This is a genomic window from Phycicoccus sonneratiae (assembly GCF_016887965.1).
Classification (GTDB): Bacteria; Actinomycetota; Actinomycetes; order Actinomycetales; family Dermatophilaceae; genus Phycicoccus; species Phycicoccus sonneratiae.
In genome coordinates this window covers 166,792-183,035 of the sequence record NZ_JAFDVD010000005.1, presented here as the reverse complement: position 1 = coordinate 183,035, position 16,244 = coordinate 166,792, and the positions used below count along the sequence as shown (strand labels likewise).

Genomic DNA, 16,244 nt, shown 5'->3' with positions numbered 1-16,244 from the left:
CCGCGGCGGGGTCAGTAGGCCCCGAGCCCCTTGAGGATGGCCGCGCACGCGCCCGCGAGGACGATGAGGACGACGGACCCGCCGGCGAGGGCGCCGAGGACGACCCAGCGCGTGGCGCGGACGACGAGCCCGGTGACGACGAGCGCCACCGGCACGAGGACGACGAGGGCCTGTAGGGCGGTGTCGCCCGCGCTGCCCGACCCGCTCGTCAGCGTGGAGAGCAGGACGACGACCCCGATGGTCAGGGCCGGAGCACCGAAGACCCCCACGGCGACACCGATCCAGAACCGCGCGGTGCGCGACAGGCCCGGGCCGCGCGGCGGAACGGCCGGCGGGGGCGGCGGCAGCGGCGGGGTGCTCATCGCAGGACCGTCCGGACGGCGAAGACCGCCGCCAGCGCACCGAGGCCGACGAGGTAGGCGATGACCAGCCGCGTGTCACCGAGCTTGCACCGCGACCGCAGCAGCCCGGCCCGCCGGGCCGACACGTAGCCGGCCGCGCCCGTCCCGGCGAAGACGAGCACCGCGAACGGGCCGAGGAGCCAGCCGAGCAGCGAGACGGTGGCGAACACGCAGAGCCGGAGCGGGTCGTCGGGCCCGCCGTGGGGTCGCACCGGAGGGTCGACCGCGTGGCGGGGTGGCTCGACCTGCCGGGGGTCGCCGGCCGCAGGGGTGCTCACCGAGCCACCAGCGGTAGCTCACGGGCGCCGGTTGCGGTGGACAACCGGCTGCGGGACAAGGGCGCCCACGCCTGCACGGCGCAGAACGGGGCGCACTGGTGGTCGCGCGACTCCTCGTTGACGGTCGCGACGTGGACGCAGCACTGCACGAGACGCTCCTCGATCATCGTGTCCATGTCCATGAACGGCTTGACGGTGACCCGCAGCACGCGCTCGCCGAGCAGCCGCCGGAGCCGGTCGTGCCGCCCCGGCAGCCGGGAGGACGCGAGGGTGGCGAGCGTCCCGAGGCCGAGGTCGCACGCGGTGCAGAGATCGCGCCAGATGTCGGCCATCGAGGGGTGCGAGAGCGAGGACTGCTCCGAGAGCAGGTCGAGCAGGGAGGACTTGACGACCCCGCGGAGCCTCTCGGGGATGGCGTCGTCGGCGATCCGGTTGGCCAGCAGGTCGGGCTCGAGGTCGAGCCACTGCTTGAGCCGCTCGTGGCCGATGACCGACACGAGCGAGACCCAGGTGCCGGAGTCGTCGCGCAGCAGGTAGCCGACCGAGCAGCAGTGCGGGTGCGAGCAGGGCAGGGCGGTGAGGTCGCGCCACGTCACGCGGCCCCGGGTCTGCTCGTCGAGGCGCGCCAGGACCCCGGTGTGCGTCAGCCGGTCGATCGGGTCGATGCCGGTGCTGCGGCCCGATCCGAACACCGGCTGGATGCTCACGCCCCCGACGTAGGGCGTGGCCATCGCCCGGTCGATGACGGCGCCGATCTCCCCGTCGTTGACACCGAGCGCGGCGGTCATCGTCAGCGTCGTGAAGATCTCGGCCTCCGAGAGGCGCTGCAGCGCATGGTCCTTGATGCGCCGCAGGTCGGCGCCGCGGTGGTGCGCCGAGGTCTGCGCGGACTCGCCGTCGTACTGCAGGTAGACCTCGACCCGCTCGCGGTGCCGCCGCAGCAGGGCCAGGAGCTCGTCGTCCTGCGCGACGAGGAGCCCGTTGGTGTTGACGAGCACCCGCACCACGGGCCGGGCGGCCACCTCGTCGAGCAGCTCCGCGAGGTGCGGGTAGAGGGTGGGTTCGCCGCCGCTGAGCATGAGGACGTCGAGCCGGCCGTTCTCGCGCTCCAGCCGGGCGTCGACCGACGCGAGCACCTCGGCGAGGGGCGCCACCGACGCGAGGGCCGGAGCCGAGGCCGCGAAGCAGGTCGGGCACTTGAGGTTGCAGTGGTCGAGCAGGTCCTCGAGGAGGATGCACGTGTGCTGGCTCTGCATCTCGGGCAGCCCGTCGGCGTACGCGGCCGGCACCGGTGCGAAGTTGCCCGGCACGTCGGGCGCGTGCACCTTCGTCGGCGCCGTCCACTCCTCGAGGTAGCGCAGGATCTGCGGCGACTCGTCGTACATCGTGCGGACGAGCCCGTGCCGGGTGCACCCGCGCTCCAACCAGATCCGTCCGCCCCGCTCGACGAGCCACCCGGACAGCCGCACGACCTCCTCGAGCGGTCGGTCGGGGCGCTCCTCGTGGCACAGCGGGCAGAAGGCGTTGACGTAGCGGTGGATCCGGTCGCCGCGCAGCGGCATCCCCGCCCCCCGGACCGCGGTGCTCACGCGCCGACCCCCACGTCGGCGGTGGCGCGCGGCGGACCCCCGAAGACGCCGGCGTACGCGCCGCGCCGCACCTGCAGCCCGATGCGCAGCAGCACCAGCGGCACGGTGACGGCGAGGAACAGCTGGGGTCGGGTGAGCCCGTTCCAGACCACCTCGTTGCCGCGGACCTCCTCGACGAGGAACCGGAAGACGCCGTACGCGGCGACCCACCAGACGAACAGCTCGCCGGGCGGCGTGGGCCGGAACCGGAGCCAGCCCCAGATGAGCGCGAACACGACCACGTGGAAGCCGATCTCGTAGAGGAACGAGGGATGGAGCGGCACGCCCGCCGGCACGCCGAGCCGCTCGGCCGCCCCGGCGTCGAGCCGCAGGCCCCACGGGAGGCCGGTGGGCGTCCCGGGGCGTTCGGTGAGCAGGCAGCCGACCCGGCCCACGGCCATGCCGAGGGCGACCGCCGCGGCGAAGAGGTCGCCGGTGCGCAGCCGGTAGCCGCTGAGCCGCTTCCCGACGTGCACCCCGAGCCAGGCCCCGACGAGGCCGCCGAGGATGCTCCGGTTGCCATAGGCCCACTGCTCGACGAGGGTCGCGTTGGCGCGCAGGTCGAGGTGCTGCAGCCACGTCCCGAGCCGCATGAGCAGCGCCCCGCCGACGAGGGCCGCCGTGACGACGACGTAGAGCCGCTCGTCGGTGTGCCCGCGCCGCCGGGCCTCGAGGACGAAGACCCCGGCCGCCACGACGGCACCGAGCGCCACGAAGGCGTCGTGGGTGGGGACCGGCCCCAGGAGCGGCAGCATGCGGCACAGCATGCCAGCCGAGGCAGCGCTCAGAGGCGCACGCCGAGGACCGCGTCGAGGGTGCGGGCCAGGACCCCGGGGGCCGCGGCGTCCGTGCCCTCGCCCGCGAGGGTCCGCTCGCACCAGGCGTCGACGGCCTCGAGCGCCCGCAGCGTCGAGAGGTCGTCGGCGACCGCGGACCGGACGGCGGCCACCGTGTCGGTGGCGTCGACCCCGCCGTTGGTCGACAGCGCCTCGCGCCACCGGTCGAGCCGCGACTGCGCCTCGGCGAGAAGGGAGTCGGTGTACTCCCACTCGGTGCGGTAGTGCTGGGCGAGGAGGACGAGGCGGATGGCCATGGGGTCGACCCCGTCGGCGCGCAGGCGCGAGACGAGCACGAGGTTGCCCTTGGACTTGCTCATCTTCTCGCCCTGGAACCCGACCATCGCCTGGTGGACGTAGAGGCGGGCGAACACCTCCCCACCGGTGAGGGCGGTGGCCTGGACGGCACTCATCTCGTGGTGCGGGAAGACGAGGTCGCTGCCCCCGCCCTTGAGGTCGAAGGGGTGGCCGAGGTGGGCCAGCGAGATGGCGGTGCACTCGATGTGCCACCCGGGGCGGCCGGCGCCGAGCACGTCGTCGTCCCACGACGGCTCGCCGTCACGCGCCCCGCGCCAGAGCAGCGGGTCGAGCGGGTCGCGCTTGCCGGCGCGGTCGGGGTCGCCCCCGCGGTCGGCGAAGACCGACATCATCTGCTCGCGGGACCAGTGCGAGACCTCGCCGAACGCGGGCGTCTGCGCGAGGTCGAGGTAGACGTCATCACCGGGGCCCTCGCCCTCGCCCTCGGGCACCGGGACCCGGTACGCCGCACCGGACGACACGAGTCGGCGCACGGCGTCGACGATCTCGTCCATCGACTCGACGACGCCCCGGTACTCGTCCGGAGGGATGACACCGAGGGCGGTCATGTCCTCGCGGAAGAGCTCGATCTCGGCCGTCGCGAGCTCGCGCCAGTCGCGGCCGTCGCGCGCCGCCCGCTCGAGCAGCGGGTCGTCGACGTCGGTGACGTTCTGCACGTACTCGACCCGCCGCCCGGTGTCGAGCAGCGCGCGGACGACGAGGTCGAAGGTGACGTACGTGGCGGCGTGGCCGAGGTGCGTGGCGTCGTACGGGGTGATGCCGCAGACGTAGATGCGGGCGACGTCGCCGGCGTCGAGGGGGACGACCGCGTCACGGCTGGTGTCGTGGAGCCGGAGGGGCTCTCCGTGACCGGGGACGGCGGGGACGGACGGCGTGGGCCACGACTTCACCGGGCAAGCCTACGGGGCGGCACTCACAGCGCCGGCCACGGGATGGCCGGCCAGTCCCCGCGGGGCACGGGGTGGTGCGGCCAGCGCAGCAGCGACCCCACCCGGTGGACGAGCGCGTCGACCTCCTCGACGGTGAGCAGCGGCGCCAGCGCCTCGCCGAGCGACCCGTCGAGGGCCTGCGCGAGCCGCTCGAGGCGCGCGAGGTCGGCCTCGGGGATCCGCTCGCCGGCCCAGCCCCAGAGGACGGTCCGCAGCTTGGGCTCGACGCCGAGGCTCACTCCGTGGTCGCAGCCGCGCACGACGTCGCCGTCGCGGAGCAGGTGGCTGCCCTTGCGGTCGGAGTTGTTGAGGGCGGCGTCGAGGACGGCGACGGTGCGCAGCGCCGGCTCGCCGCAGTGCGCGACGACGACCGGCTGCCCGAGGGTCGACTCCCCCTCGAGGACGACGTGCCAGCCCTCCGGCACCTCGCCGGGCCCGACGACGTCGACGAGCGGCTCCTGCTCCCCCGTCGTCGGGCCGACCCACAGCTGCACCGACCCCGGCCCCAGCGGTCCGTCGCGCAGCACCGTGGGGGGCACGACGCCGAAGCCGCCGGCCTCGCTGACCAGCCAGGCGGCCCGCTCGCGCGCGACGAGCGTGCCGTCGGGGTAGTCCCAGAGCCGGCGCTCGGTGGCCTCCGGCTTGTGGATGACGAGCACCTCGTCGGCGGGGTCGCCCACGAGGCAGAGCAACGCCCCGTTGGAGGACCCCGAGATGCGCCCGACGGGCGTGAGGTCCCCCCGGGTCAGCAGCTCCTCGAGCTCAGCGCCGATATCCGTTGGCACGGGGGCAGATGTGGCCGGTGGGGTCGAGCGGCTGGCCGCAGAAGGGGCACGCCGGGCGACCGGCGGAGACGACCTTGCCGCAGCGCCGGGCGAAGGCGCGGGCGGCCGCGGGGTCGAGGACGACGCGCAGGGTGCTCACAGTGCTCTCGTCGGCCTCCTCGGGGTCCTGGTCGTGGCACTCGATGGCCAGCACGAGGCGCTCCGGGTCCCACGCGAGGCTGAGGGTGTCGACGCGGAACTCGTCCTCGATCGGGGTGGTCAGCGGGCCGGTGTCGCCGTCGCCGAGCGGCTCGGTGGCCGTGCCCTCGGCGTGCGCGTCGAGGAGGTCGTTGACCCGGTCGGCGAGCACGCTCACCTGCACCTTCTCGAGCGACACCGAGACGACGCGGCCGCCGCCGCTCGCCTGGAGGAAGAACGTGCGGCCGCCCGGCGGGCCCACGGTGCCGGCGACGAAGCGCTCCGGCGGGTCGAAGACGGTGGCTGGCATGGCTCCACCCTAGATCGAGAACCCCACGGGCAGCTCGAGGCGGTGGCGGGCCATGAGGTCGCCGTCGGCGAGCAGCGCCCGGGTGCCGCCGTCGGCGACGACCGTGCCCTCGGAGAGCACGACCGAGCGCTCGCAGAGCTCGACCGCGTAGGGCAGGTCGTGGGTGACCATGAGGATCGTCACGTCGAGGCCGCGGAGGATGTCGGCGAGCTCGCGCCGGGAGGCCGGGTCGAGGTTCGACGACGGCTCGTCGAGGACGAGGATCTCCGGGCGCATCGCGAGCACGGTGGCGATGGCCACCCGGCGGCGCTGGCCGAAGGACAGGTGGTGCGGCGCCCGGTCGGCGAGGTCGTCGACCCCGACGGCGGACAGCGCCTCGTGCACCCGCGCGTCGAGCTCGGCGCCGCGCAGGCCGAGGTTGGCCGGTCCGAAGGCGACGTCGTCGCGGACGGTCGGCATGAAGAGCTGGTCGTCGGGGTCCTGGAAGACGATGCCCACCCGCCGGCGGACCTCGAGGAGGTTCTCCTCGGTGACCGGCAGGCCGGAGACCGTCACCGAGCCCCGGCCGGGCGTGAGGACACCGTTGAGGTGGAGCACGAGCGTCGTCTTGCCGGCCCCGTTGGGCCCGAGCAGCGCGACCCGCTCCCCCGGGTGGACGTGCAGGTCGACACCGAAGAGGGCCTGGTGGCCGCCGGGGTAGGCGTAGGCGACACCGCGCAGGTCGAGGACGGGGGTGGTCACGGCACCATCATCACGGTGGCCGCCGCGACCGCCGCGACGAGGGCCGGAGCGAGGCCGGTCGCCCAGTCGCGGCGCGTGGCGGTGAGGGGGGAGGTCATCGGCATCCGGCCGGTCCAGCCGCGGCTGACCATTGCGAGGTGGACCCGCTCGCCGCGCTCGTAGCTGCGGATGAAGAGGGCCCCGGTCCCGGCGGCGAGCACCGGCCAGGCCCGCACCGACCGGGCGCTGAAGCCGCGGGAGGCGCGGGCCACCTTCATCCGGCGCAGCTGGTCGGCGACGACGTCGACGTAGCGGACCATGAAGGACGCGATGAGCACGAGCGGGTCGGGGACGCGCAGGTGCTGCAGGGCGCGGACGAGGTCGCGGGGGCGGGTGGTGACGGCGAAGGCGACCGCCGCGAGCACGCCCGTCGTGCCCTTGAGGAGCAGGGCGACGGCCGCGGTGAGCCCGGTCTGCGACACCGAGACCGGCCCGAGCTCGACCTGCGGGCCGACGGCGACGAACGGCAGGACGAGGGCGAAGACGGCGAAGGGCGTCTCGACGGCCAGCCGGGGCAGGACGTGCCGGGCGGGGACCCGGGTGGCGAGGACGAGCCCCACGGCGAGGAGGAGCAGACCGGCGAGGACGGCGTGCGCGGGCGACGGCACCGCGACGACGGCGAGCACGAACGCGACGAGCCCGATGAGCTTGACGTGGGCGGGGAGGCGGTGGAGCGGGCTGTCGCCCTCGACGTGCAGGTGCTCCCCGGGGCCGGAGCCCACTCAGTCCCGCCCGCGCGGCGCGCGCCGGCGCGCGAGCATCACGAGGCCGAACATCAGGAGGCCGGTGACGACCGCTCCGACGAGGCCCGCGAGCCCCCCGGAGAGGCGGTTGTCGGAGACCCCGCGCACGGCGTAGTCGGCGAGCGGCGAGCCGGCCGTGGCGGAGTCCTGCGCGACCCCGTCGAACCCGAGCGAGCCGGCGACGTACTCGAGGCCGTCCGGGTGGCTCGAGGCGTAGAACGAGACGACCCCGGCGATGACGAGGCAGACGGCGAGGCCGACGAGGACGAGGCGTCGGGTGCTGATGCGCGCAGCGGCGGTCGGGGCGCTCACGCGACGACCTCGGGGGTGCGCAGCTCGAGGGCCGGCATCCGTCCTCGCGCGACGTGGACGAGGTCGGGTCGGGCGGCGACGATGCTCGACACCGCGAGGAAGGTGATGGCGGCCTCCCCGAGCCCGATGAGGAGGTGCCAGCCGACCATCGCCGTGGCGAGCGAGCCGAGCGGGATGGGGGCCGCTCCCCCGACGGCGTAGAGGCCGGTGAAGGCGAGGGCGGCGACCGGCACGCTCACGGCGGCGCCCACCGCCCCGGCGACGGGGATGCTCGGGAGCCGGCGGGGCAGCACCGAGAGCACCGCCCGGGCCACGCCGTAGCCGACCCAGACCCCGACGACCCCCATGAGGAGGACGTTCGTGCCGAGCGCGGTGACGCCGCCGTCGGCGAAGAGGAAGGCCTGCACGGCGAGCACGACGGTGAGGCAGAGCGTCGCCGTCGCCGGCCCGACGAGGACGGCCGCGAGGGCGGCGCCGAGCAGGTGCCCGGAGGTGCCGGCGCCCACCGGGAAGTTGACCATCTGGGCCGCGAAGACGAACACCGCCACGAGCCCGGCCAGCGGTGCGGTGCGCTCGTCGAGCTCGCGCCGCGAGGCGCGGACGAGGGAGGCGCCGACGACGCCGGCCGCGACGACGCCCGTGGCGACCGACGTCGGTGCGTCGAGGAACCCGTCGGGGACGTGCATGGTGGCCTCCCTGGCTGCGGCGCGTTGTTGCGAAGTGTTCGCAACACCTTGCTGCACAGTATTCGCAACAAGCAGGGCGATCAACACCGGGAGCCCGAACCCCTCCGACCGGTCAGCCCGCTCCCCCACCCACCGTCGAGTCGCCCGCGTCGTGGGCGGTCGGCAGCGCGACGAGGCCGGCGAGGTCGCCGGCGTGGGTGTTGCTCGCGAGCAGGACCATGCGGTTGGACGTGACGTGCACCGCGGTCACCGAGCCGGGGTCGACCCGGACCCGTTGCAGCCCACCGATGCCCGCGCCGACCGCCTCGGCCACGACGGCCTTGATGGGGTCGCCGTGGCTGACGGCGACCCAGACCGCGGCCCGCCCGTGCTCGGCCTCGACCTCGGCGTCGAGGGCGCGCACGCCACCGACGACGCGCTCGGCCATCTGCCCGAGGGACTCCGCGCGGTGCTCGTCGGACGCGGGGAAGGTCGCCGAGGCCGGGTCGTCCTGGATGACCCGCCACAGCGGGTCCTTGGCGGCCTCGGCGAGCGGCCGGCCCGTCCATCCGCCGTAGTGGCACTCCCCCAACCGGTCGTCGGTGCTCGGGTCGAGACCGGGGAGCGCGATGGCCACCGTCTCGAGGCAGCGCTGGAGCGGGCTGCTCACGGCCCGCACGACGGTGAGGGCGGCGAGCCGCTCGGCGGTGCGCTCGGCCTGGCCGCGACCGGTGTCGGTGAGCCCGACCCCTTCGCTCCAGCCGGCGAGCACCCCGGCGGCGTTGGCCGTCGAGTGCCCGTGCCGCAGGAGCAGGACGATGGCCACGAGAGGACATGCTAGGCGCACCCGGATGCACCGCCTCCCGGGCCGGGTCGGGGATGATGGCGCCCGTGATCGTCGACCGCGCCATCTACGAGGACGGGCACCGTCGCGTGTGCGGCGACCTCTCCGACGAGCTCGACGCCCTGCGCGCCGGCGACGACCCCACCGCCTTCCTCTGGATCGGGCTCAAGGACCCGACCCAGGCCGAGTTCGACGAGGTCAACGACGAGCTCCAGCTGCACCCGCTGGCCGTCGAGGACGCGGTCAAGGGCCGGCAGCGGGCCAAGGTCGAGCTCTACGACGACACGGTCTTCGTCGTCCTCAAGCCGCTGCGGTACATCGACCGGACCTCCGACATCGAGACCGGCGAGGTGATGGTCTTCGTCGGCGACCGGTTCGTCGTCACCGTCCGCCGCGGGGAGCTGACGCCGCTCACGGGGATCCGCAAGGAGCTCGAGGCCGATGCCGAGGCGCTGCGGCACGGGCCGCTCGGGGTGCTGCACCGCGTCCTCGACCGGGTGGTCGACGGCTACGTCGAGATCGACGGGGAGGTCGAGACCGACCTCGACGAGCTCGAGACGGCCGTCTTCTCCGACGTGCGCACCGACACCGGCTCGATCTACCGCCTCAAGCGCGAGGTCCTCGAGTTCCGCCGGGCCGCCATGCCGCTCGCCGAGCCGCTGAAGATGCTCTGGTCCTCCCCTCGCTCCCCCGTGCCCGAGGGCGAGCTGCGGCTGCTCATGCGCGACGTCTCCGACCACCTCCAGGGCGTCATCGACCACGTCGAGTCCTACGACGACCTGCTCTCGGGCATCCTCTCGGCGCACCTCGCGCAGGTGTCGGTGCAGCAGAACGACGACATGCGGCGCATCTCGGCGTGGGTCGCCATCGCCGCGCTGCCGACGATGATCGCCGGCGTGTACGGCATGAACTTCGAGTACATGCCCGAGCTGTCGGCGAGCATCGACGTCGGCGGCAGTGAGTTCCGGTACGGCTACTTCGTCGTGCTGCTCGTGATGGCCGGCGCCTGCACCGTGTTGTACCGCGCCTTCAAGCGCAGCGGCTGGCTCTGAGCCGGCCGGGCGGGCCTGCGGTCAGGTGGCGCTGATCCAGCCCGCGCCGAGGGCCACCGCGAGGATGATCCCGAGCGCCACGCGGTACCAGACGAAGGGGCGCAGCGAGTTCGTCGCGACGAAGCGCAGCAGCCACGCGATCGAGGCGTAGGCGGTGACGAAGGCGACGACGATGCCGACGAGCATCTGGCCCGCCCCGAGGACCTTGAGGTCGTCCCAGGCGTCGAGCAGCTCGAAGAGGCCGGCCGCGGTGAGGGCCGGGATGGCCATGAAGAACGAGAGCTCGGTGGCGGTGACGCGGTTGATCCCGCGGACGAGCCCGGCGGAGATCGTCGCGCCCGAGCGCGAGACGCCCGGGACGAGGCTGAAGCACTGAACGAGCCCGATGACGAGCCCGTCGCGGAGCGTGAGGTCGCCCTCACCGCGCTGCGTGCCCGACGCCTCGAGGGCGTCGTGCCGGCGCTCGGCCCACCAGATGACCGCGCTCCAGAGCACCAGCGCGGCGGCCACGACCCAGAGGCTGCGCAGCGGCCCGGAGATGACGTCCTTGAGGGCGAACCCGACGAGGCCCACGGGGATCGAGCCGACGATGACGACCCAGGCCAGCCGGTAGTCGTGGCTCTCGCGGGAGGCGTTGTCGGACAACCCCTTCACCCAGGCGGCGACCAGCCGGCCGATCTTGCGCGCGAAGTAGATGAAGGTCGCGGCGATCGCGCCGATCTGGATGATCGCGGTGTACGCCGTGACCGCCTTGTCGTCGACCGGCAGGCCGAGCAGGTGCTCGGCGATGGTCAGGTGTCCCGTGGAGGAGATCGGGAGGAACTCGGTGAGTCCCTCGACGACGCCGAGGACGACGGCCTGCAGGTAGGTGAGCTCGATGGGCACCCGCCGAGCCTAGGGGGTGACCACCTCGGCCATGAGGCGCAGGGTGGCGAGGCGCTCCTCGGTCGTCCGGGCGTACGGGGCGACCGAGAGCGTGGTGACGCCGGCGTCGGCGTACCGGCCCACCCGCTCGGCGATCCGCTCCGGGGGCCCGAGGAGGGCGGTGGCGTCGGCGAGCTCCATCGGCACGGCGGCCGCGGCGTCGCGGGGGCGCCCGGCGAGGTAGAGGTCCTGGATGGTGTCGGCGGCGGCGTCGAAGCCCATCCGGCGGGCCAGCCGGTTGTAGAAGTTCTGCTCGCGGCTGCCCATCCCGCCGATGTAGAGGGCGGTGTACGGGGCGACGGCGGCGCGGGCGGCCTCGAGGTCGTCGCTGACGACGACCGGGACGGTGGCGACGGTGTCGAAGCCGTCCATCGGGTCCTCGGCGGTGCCGCGACCGGCGGCGGCGCGCGCCTCGCGGACCGAGGCGAGCTGGTCGGCGGAGTGCTCGGGCGAGAGGAAGATCGCCAGCCAGCCGTCGGCGACCTCACCGGTGAGCCGGAGGTTGCGGGGTCCGACGGCGGCGAGGTAGATCGGCAGGTCGGGGCGCGGCGGGTGGATGGTGAGGCGCAGCGACTTCCCGGGACCGTCGGGCAGCGGCAGGGTGAAGTGCTCGCCGTCGTGGGCGACGTTCTCGCGGTGCAGCGCGCTGCGGACGATGTCGACGTACTCGCGAGTGCGGCCGAGCGGGTCCTCGAAGCGCACGCCGTGCCAGCCCTCGCTGACCTGGGGGCCGGAGACCCCGAGGCCGAGGAGGAAGCGGCCACCGCTCAGGGTGTCGAGGGTGGCGGCGGTCATCGCCGTCATGGCCGGGGTGCGCGCGGGGATCTGCATGACGCCGGCGCCGAGACCGATCCGCTCGGTCTGGGCGGCGAGCCAGGCGAGGACGGTGGGGCTGTCCGAGCCGTACGCCTCGGCGACCCACACCGAGGCGTAGCCGAGCCGGTCCGCCTCCTGCACGAGCTCGAGGAGGTCCTCACCCATACCCATGCCGGCGTAGCCACCGGCCAGTCCGAGACGCATGTCCGCAGAGTATCGCACCCGGACCCGGTGGGGCTGACGAGGCGAAAAGTGTTGGACCACAGCGAAATAGGCACTGTGGATGGTGGCTCGGTGTCGGTGGTCCGGGGTAGGATGGGGGCACGAGGGGAGGGGGAGCCGATGGCCACCACAGCGACACCGCAGGACGTCGTCCGCGACGCCCGGGCAGCGCGGACGCTCGTCGCCGGGCTGCTCTCCCCCGCCGACGGCCAAGGGTCCGTCGAGGAGTGGTCCCGGGCTCTCGAGGAGCTGCAATCCCTGGCGAACGTCGTCGCCGCGGCGCAGGACTCGGTCATCGTCCGGCTCGCCGCGATCGAGCCGGACGTCGCCGAGGACGGCACCCTCGGAGAGGTCCGCAAGCCCGCCGGGCACGTCTCGCTCGATGCGCCGGCGATCGTGTCCGGGGTGCTGTGCCTGTCCGCGGTCGCCGCCGAGCGGCGGGTCCGGGACGCGGTCCGCCGGGCCGCCGACGGTCCGGAGGGCACCGACACCTGCACCGGGCTCGGGGGGCTGCACGCCGCGATGTGCGAGGGGCGGCTCGACGGGTACCGCGCCGGAGTCGTCGCGCACGAGCTGGAGGAGTGCCCGGCTGAGGTGGCCGCCACGGTCATCGCCTCCCTGTCCGGGTACTTCGCCACCGAGGACGCGACCCGGCTGCGGCGCCGGGTGCGGCGTCTCCTCGCGAAGGTCTCCCCGGACCTGCTGCGCCGGCGCGCGGTCCGGGCCCGGGCGGAGTCCTCGCTCCGTCGGTGGGTCGACGAGCCGGGTGTCGACACCTGGCTCGGGACCTTCCCCTCCGAGGAGGCCTGCCGTGCCTGGGCCGCCGTCGACGCCCTCGCCCAGCAGTACCTCGCCGACGGCACGTGCCTCGGCATCGACCGCGCCCGCGCGAAGGCGCTGACCGACCTCGTCACCGCCAAGGCCACCATCGACGTCCACGTCGTGCTCACCACCCCCGCCGATGCACCCGCTCCCGCCGCTCCCCTGCCGGCGGGCGCGGCCGGAGACCTCGTGCAAGTCTCCACCGCCTCCGTCGGGGAACCGGCGCTTGTCCGGCGTGACTGGCTCGAGGCCGCGACCGCTGCCACGAGGGTCGCCGGGCGCGACCGAACCCGCCTCCTGGCCTGCGACACGGGCACCGGCGCACCCGTCGACCCCACCGGCGAGCTGAGCACAACCGCCTACCGCCCCACCGCCCGGCTCGCCGCGTTCGTCCGGGCCAGGGACCGGCACTGTCGCTTCCCCGGCTGTAGCGTCGCCGCCCGTTTCTGCGACCTCGACCACGTCACTCCCTGGCCCACCGGCCCCACGTCAGCGCGGAACCTGGCCTGCCTCTGCCGGCGCCACCACCGCACCAAGCAACGCCCCGGCTGGCACGCCGTCCTACACCCCGACGCCTCGATGACCTGGACCGACCCCACCGGCCGCGTCCGCACCAGCCACCCACCCGACCAGCTCCACTCGGTCACCCTGTCCGACACCGGAACAGACCCACCACCACCGCCCGCCGACAACCCATCACCGGTGCTGCCGGACCGCCCGCACTCCCCCCTCGAGCACTGCCTCGAGCACCGTGGTGGAGCCGACTCGTCGCGACCGCCCTGCCGCGTCGAGATCCAGTGGCCCCGACCGGGTCGGCCCACGATCGAGGCGACAGGCCGCCACCGGTCCCACCGAACCATCGGCGGCTCCTCCAGTGGCGACCCACCCTTCTGAGGACATCCCCCGAGGACGCCTGCTCGGCGGACTCAGCCGAGCGCGCACGCGAGCGCACGGCTGACGGTCGCGAGGCGCGGACGACCATCGACGACGGGGAGGATGAGTGTGGGCACCCCCGCCGCGACCGCGCCCGCATCGGTGGCGGGCGAGTCGCCGACCATGAGGCACTCGGTCACGGGGACGCCCAGGGAGTGGGCAGCGAGCTCGAAGATGCGCGCGTCGGGCTTCACCAGTCCGACCTCGAACGACAGGACGACGGCGTCCACGAACTCGAGCAGGCCCAGTCGCTCGAGGCACGGCCTGATGTCGAGGGCGATGTTCGAGACCACCCCGACACGGGTCCCGGCCGCCGCGAGCGCAGCCAACAGCGTGGCCGCACCGTCGGTGGCCACCCAACGGGCGGGCATCGACGCGTAGAGCTCGGTCGCCAGCTCATGGCTGCAGTCCGACTCCTGCGTCAACACCTCGAGAAACGCCGCGCGGTGCTGGACGGGGTCGAGGTCCCAGCAGATGTCGGGATAGCGCGTCGAGGCCCTCGACCAGATCTCCGCCAGGACGAGGCCCACCGTGTCCTCGGACGGCCGTCGCTCCCCCACGGCGTGTCTGGCGTCGGCCAGCCAGCCGGCGACCGAGTCGGCATGGACGAGGGTGTCGTGGAAGTCGAACAGCACTGCTGGAAACATGCGCCCATGGTGTCGGACCCGGCCATCACCGCTCGGCACACCGGAGGTCAAGGGCGAAAACCCATGGCGGCGCCTGGCCCTGCACGGCACGGTGGGGCGATGACCAGCAGCGACCTCTGGGACCGGGACACCGCCGAGCGCTACGACGACGCCTGCGCCGACATGTACGCCCCGGACGTCCTCGACCCCGCGGTCGACACCCTCGCCGACCTCGCCGGTGACGGCCCGGTCCTCGAGCTCGCCATCGGCACCGGACGCGTCGCCGTCCCCCTCGCGGAACGAGGACTCGAGGTCCACGGCATCGAGCTGTCGGCACCGATGGCCGAGGTCCTGCACCGCAAGCGCCCCGACCTGCCGGTGACGGTCGGTGACATGGCCACCGCCACCGCCGGCCCACCGGGCGCCTTCTCCCTCGTCCTCGTCGTCTTCAACAGCCTCGGCAACGTGCGCACCCAGGACGAGCAGGTCGCCACCTTCGCCAACGCGGCCCGCCACCTCGCGCCGGGCGGGCGGTTCGTCGTCGAGCTCTGGGTCCCCGGCATCCGCCGCTTCCCGCCGGGCCAGGCGGCGGTCCCGTTCGACGTCAGCCCGGCCCACGTCGGCTTCGACACCTACGACATGGCCACGCAGCAGGGCACCTCCCACCACTACACGCACTCCCCGGACGGGACCGTGCGCCACGGCACGAGCAACTTCCGGTACGCCTGGCCCGCCGAGCTCGACCTCATGGCCCGGCTGGCCGGGATGTCCCTCGAGCGCCGCACGGCCGACTGGCGCGGCGCGCCGTTCACCGGGGACAGCGACGGCCATGTCTCGGTGTGGCGCAGGCCGACCGCGGGCTGACGCCGCAGCCCCGGCGGTAGGGTCGCCGGCATGCTGACCCGCCGCCTCGGGGCCACCGGCCTCACCGTGTCCCGGCTCGCCCTCGGCACGATGGCGTGGGGCACCCGGACCTCCCCCGAGGACGCCCGCGACCTGCTGACGACCTTCCGCGCGGCCGGCGGCACCCTCGTCGACACCGCACACGGGTACGCCGGCGGCCTCGCCGAGGACCTCCTCGGGGACTTCCTCGAGGGACCCGACCGCGACGAGGTCGTCGTCGTCACGAAGTCCGGCATCAGCCGGGCCACCGGCGAGCGGGTCGTCGACTGCTCGCGCCGGACGATGCTCCACCAGCTCGACCTGTCACTGCGGCGGATGCGCACCGACCACGTCGACGTCTGGCTCGCGCACACCTGGGACCCCGACACCCCGCTCGAGGAGACCGTCGGTGCCCTCGTCCACGCCTGGCAGAGCGGACGGGCGCGCTACGTCGGGGTCTCCAACCACGTCGGCTGGCAGGCCGCGCGGACGATGTCGCTCCTGGCCGAGGCCGGCGTCCCCCTCGCCGCGAACTCCGTCGAGTACTCCCTCGTCGAGCGCCGTCCCGAGCGCGAGCTCGTCGACGCCGCCGCCGCCCTCGGCTTCGGCCTGCTGCCCTGGTCGCCGCTGGGCCGCGGCGTGCTCGGCGGGCGCTACCGCGGCGGGATCGCCGCGGACTCCCGGCTCGCCTCCGAGGAGTTCTCGCGCTTCGCCGGCCGGCACGTCGGAGACCACACCCGCGGGGTCGTCGAGGCGGTCCGGACGGCCGCCGAGGGCCTCGGTGTCCCGCCCGCGGTCGTCGCCCTCGCCTGGGTGCGCGACCGCCCGGGGGTCACCGCCCCGGTCGTCGGGGCGCGGACGACCGGTCAGCTGGCCGCCCTGCTCCAGAGCGAGGACGTCGAGCTGCCGGCGCAGATCGTCGAGGCGCTCGACGAGGTGTCGGCCGACCACGCCTGAGCGG

19 protein-coding genes are annotated in these 16,244 nt (G+C 74.2%); 4 read left to right on the top strand and 15 right to left on the bottom strand.

Annotation, left to right across the window (positions count from 1 at the left end):
• Positions 1–11: 11 nt before the first annotated feature.
• From JQN70_RS04375 to JQN70_RS04320, 12 genes are all read right to left on the bottom strand, one after another.
• Positions 12–362, bottom strand: a complete 351-nt coding sequence (locus JQN70_RS04375) for a hypothetical protein (RefSeq protein WP_204130097.1) — start codon at positions 360–362, stop codon at positions 12–14.
• A complete protein-coding gene (locus tag JQN70_RS04370) occupies positions 359–679 on the bottom strand; it encodes a hypothetical protein (RefSeq protein ID WP_204130096.1) in 321 nt (106 codons plus the stop codon). Before JQN70_RS04370 ends, JQN70_RS04375 begins: the two co-directional genes overlap by 4 nt.
• The gene (locus JQN70_RS04365) at positions 676–2,268 is read right to left on the bottom strand and encodes a radical SAM protein (RefSeq protein ID WP_307835813.1); all 1,593 of its coding nucleotides are present in this window, start codon (positions 2,266–2,268) and stop codon (positions 676–678) included. The genes JQN70_RS04370 and JQN70_RS04365 overlap by 4 nt, the downstream gene beginning before the upstream one ends.
• A complete protein-coding gene (locus tag JQN70_RS04360) occupies positions 2,265–3,062 on the bottom strand; it encodes a prolipoprotein diacylglyceryl transferase (protein ID WP_204130095.1) in 798 nt (265 codons plus the stop codon). The genes JQN70_RS04365 and JQN70_RS04360 overlap by 4 nt, the downstream gene beginning before the upstream one ends.
• Before the next feature lie 29 nt (positions 3,063–3,091).
• Complete coding sequence (gene mshC / locus JQN70_RS04355) at positions 3,092–4,351, bottom strand: cysteine--1-D-myo-inosityl 2-amino-2-deoxy-alpha-D-glucopyranoside ligase (RefSeq protein ID WP_204130094.1); 1,260 nt, start codon at positions 4,349–4,351, stop codon at positions 3,092–3,094.
• Positions 4,352–4,374: 23 nt separating this feature from the next.
• On the bottom strand, positions 4,375–5,175 hold the full coding sequence (locus JQN70_RS04350; protein ID WP_307835812.1) for an SCO1664 family protein: 801 nt from the start codon (positions 5,173–5,175) through the stop codon (positions 4,375–4,377).
• On the bottom strand, positions 5,153–5,662 hold the full coding sequence (locus JQN70_RS04345; protein ID WP_204130093.1) for a DUF3090 domain-containing protein: 510 nt from the start codon (positions 5,660–5,662) through the stop codon (positions 5,153–5,155). Before JQN70_RS04345 ends, JQN70_RS04350 begins: the two co-directional genes overlap by 23 nt.
• A gap of 9 nt (positions 5,663–5,671) precedes the next feature.
• Positions 5,672–6,403 (bottom strand): energy-coupling factor ABC transporter ATP-binding protein, encoded by a 732-nt coding sequence (locus JQN70_RS04340; protein WP_204130092.1) that lies wholly within the window; start codon positions 6,401–6,403, stop codon positions 5,672–5,674.
• Complete coding sequence (gene cbiQ, locus JQN70_RS04335) at positions 6,400–7,164, bottom strand: cobalt ECF transporter T component CbiQ (protein WP_204130091.1); 765 nt, start codon at positions 7,162–7,164, stop codon at positions 6,400–6,402. The genes JQN70_RS04340 and cbiQ overlap by 4 nt, the downstream gene beginning before the upstream one ends.
• Positions 7,165–7,497 carry a PDGLE domain-containing protein gene (locus tag JQN70_RS19855; protein ID WP_204130090.1) on the bottom strand — a complete coding sequence of 111 codons (333 nt, stop codon included), beginning with the start codon at positions 7,495–7,497 and terminating at the stop codon, positions 7,165–7,167. It lies immediately after the preceding gene.
• Positions 7,494–8,183 carry an energy-coupling factor ABC transporter permease gene (locus JQN70_RS04325; protein WP_204130089.1) on the bottom strand — a complete coding sequence of 230 codons (690 nt, stop codon included), beginning with the start codon at positions 8,181–8,183 and terminating at the stop codon, positions 7,494–7,496. Before JQN70_RS04325 ends, JQN70_RS19855 begins: the two co-directional genes overlap by 4 nt.
• A 112-nt stretch (positions 8,184–8,295) precedes the next feature.
• Positions 8,296–8,988: an MSMEG_4193 family putative phosphomutase gene (locus tag JQN70_RS04320; RefSeq protein WP_204130088.1), complete on the bottom strand. Its 693-nt coding sequence runs from the start codon at positions 8,986–8,988 to the stop codon at positions 8,296–8,298.
• Positions 8,989–9,053: 65 nt separating this feature from the next.
• Here JQN70_RS04320 and JQN70_RS04315 point away from each other — a divergent pair, with 65 nt between their 5' ends.
• Positions 9,054–10,058 (top strand): magnesium and cobalt transport protein CorA, encoded by a 1,005-nt coding sequence (locus JQN70_RS04315; protein WP_204130087.1) that lies wholly within the window; start codon positions 9,054–9,056, stop codon positions 10,056–10,058.
• A gap of 21 nt (positions 10,059–10,079) precedes the next feature.
• On the opposite strand, the gene JQN70_RS04310 is transcribed toward JQN70_RS04315, so the two are convergent.
• Positions 10,080–10,943, bottom strand: coding sequence for an undecaprenyl-diphosphate phosphatase (locus JQN70_RS04310; RefSeq protein WP_307835811.1), 864 nt, complete (start codon positions 10,941–10,943; stop codon positions 10,080–10,082).
• A 9-nt stretch (positions 10,944–10,952) separates the two neighbouring features.
• Entirely contained in the window at positions 10,953–12,002 is a 1,050-nt protein-coding gene (locus JQN70_RS04305) for an LLM class F420-dependent oxidoreductase (RefSeq protein ID WP_204130086.1), read from the bottom strand.
• A 138-nt stretch (positions 12,003–12,140) separates the two neighbouring features.
• Here JQN70_RS04305 and JQN70_RS04300 point away from each other — a divergent pair, with 138 nt between their 5' ends.
• Positions 12,141–13,736 carry an HNH endonuclease signature motif containing protein gene (locus JQN70_RS04300; protein WP_204130085.1) on the top strand — a complete coding sequence of 532 codons (1,596 nt, stop codon included), beginning with the start codon at positions 12,141–12,143 and terminating at the stop codon, positions 13,734–13,736.
• A 32-nt stretch (positions 13,737–13,768) separates the two neighbouring features.
• Here JQN70_RS04300 and JQN70_RS04295 read toward each other — a convergent pair whose 3' ends face one another.
• Positions 13,769–14,410 (bottom strand): HAD family hydrolase, encoded by a 642-nt coding sequence (locus JQN70_RS04295; RefSeq protein ID WP_204130084.1) that lies wholly within the window; start codon positions 14,408–14,410, stop codon positions 13,769–13,771.
• A 111-nt stretch (positions 14,411–14,521) separates the two neighbouring features.
• Here JQN70_RS04295 and JQN70_RS04290 point away from each other — a divergent pair, with 111 nt between their 5' ends.
• On the top strand, positions 14,522–15,265 hold the full coding sequence (locus JQN70_RS04290; RefSeq protein WP_204130083.1) for a class I SAM-dependent DNA methyltransferase: 744 nt from the start codon (positions 14,522–14,524) through the stop codon (positions 15,263–15,265).
• A gap of 30 nt (positions 15,266–15,295) precedes the next feature.
• A complete protein-coding gene (locus JQN70_RS04285; RefSeq protein WP_204130082.1) occupies positions 15,296–16,240 on the top strand; it encodes an aldo/keto reductase in 945 nt (314 codons plus the stop codon).
• Positions 16,241–16,244: the final 4 nt, after the last annotated feature.

Coding starts and splice junctions, on each gene's coding strand:
- JQN70_RS04375 (WP_204130097.1), bottom strand. CDS start 362: ATGAGCACCCCGCCGCTGCCGCCGCCCCCGCCGGCCGTTCCGCCGCGC.
- JQN70_RS04360 (WP_204130095.1), bottom strand. CDS start 3,062: ATGCTGCCGCTCCTGGGGCCGGTCCCCACCCACGACGCCTTCGTGGCG.
- JQN70_RS04345 (WP_204130093.1), bottom strand. CDS start 5,662: ATGCCAGCCACCGTCTTCGACCCGCCGGAGCGCTTCGTCGCCGGCACC.
- JQN70_RS04325 (WP_204130089.1), bottom strand. CDS start 8,183: ATGCACGTCCCCGACGGGTTCCTCGACGCACCGACGTCGGTCGCCACG.
- JQN70_RS04305 (WP_204130086.1), bottom strand. CDS start 12,002: ATGCGTCTCGGACTGGCCGGTGGCTACGCCGGCATGGGTATGGGTGAG.
- JQN70_RS04300 (WP_204130085.1), top strand. CDS start 12,141: ATGGCCACCACAGCGACACCGCAGGACGTCGTCCGCGACGCCCGGGCA.
- JQN70_RS04290 (WP_204130083.1), top strand. CDS start 14,522: ATGACCAGCAGCGACCTCTGGGACCGGGACACCGCCGAGCGCTACGAC.
- JQN70_RS04285 (WP_204130082.1), top strand. CDS start 15,296: ATGCTGACCCGCCGCCTCGGGGCCACCGGCCTCACCGTGTCCCGGCTC.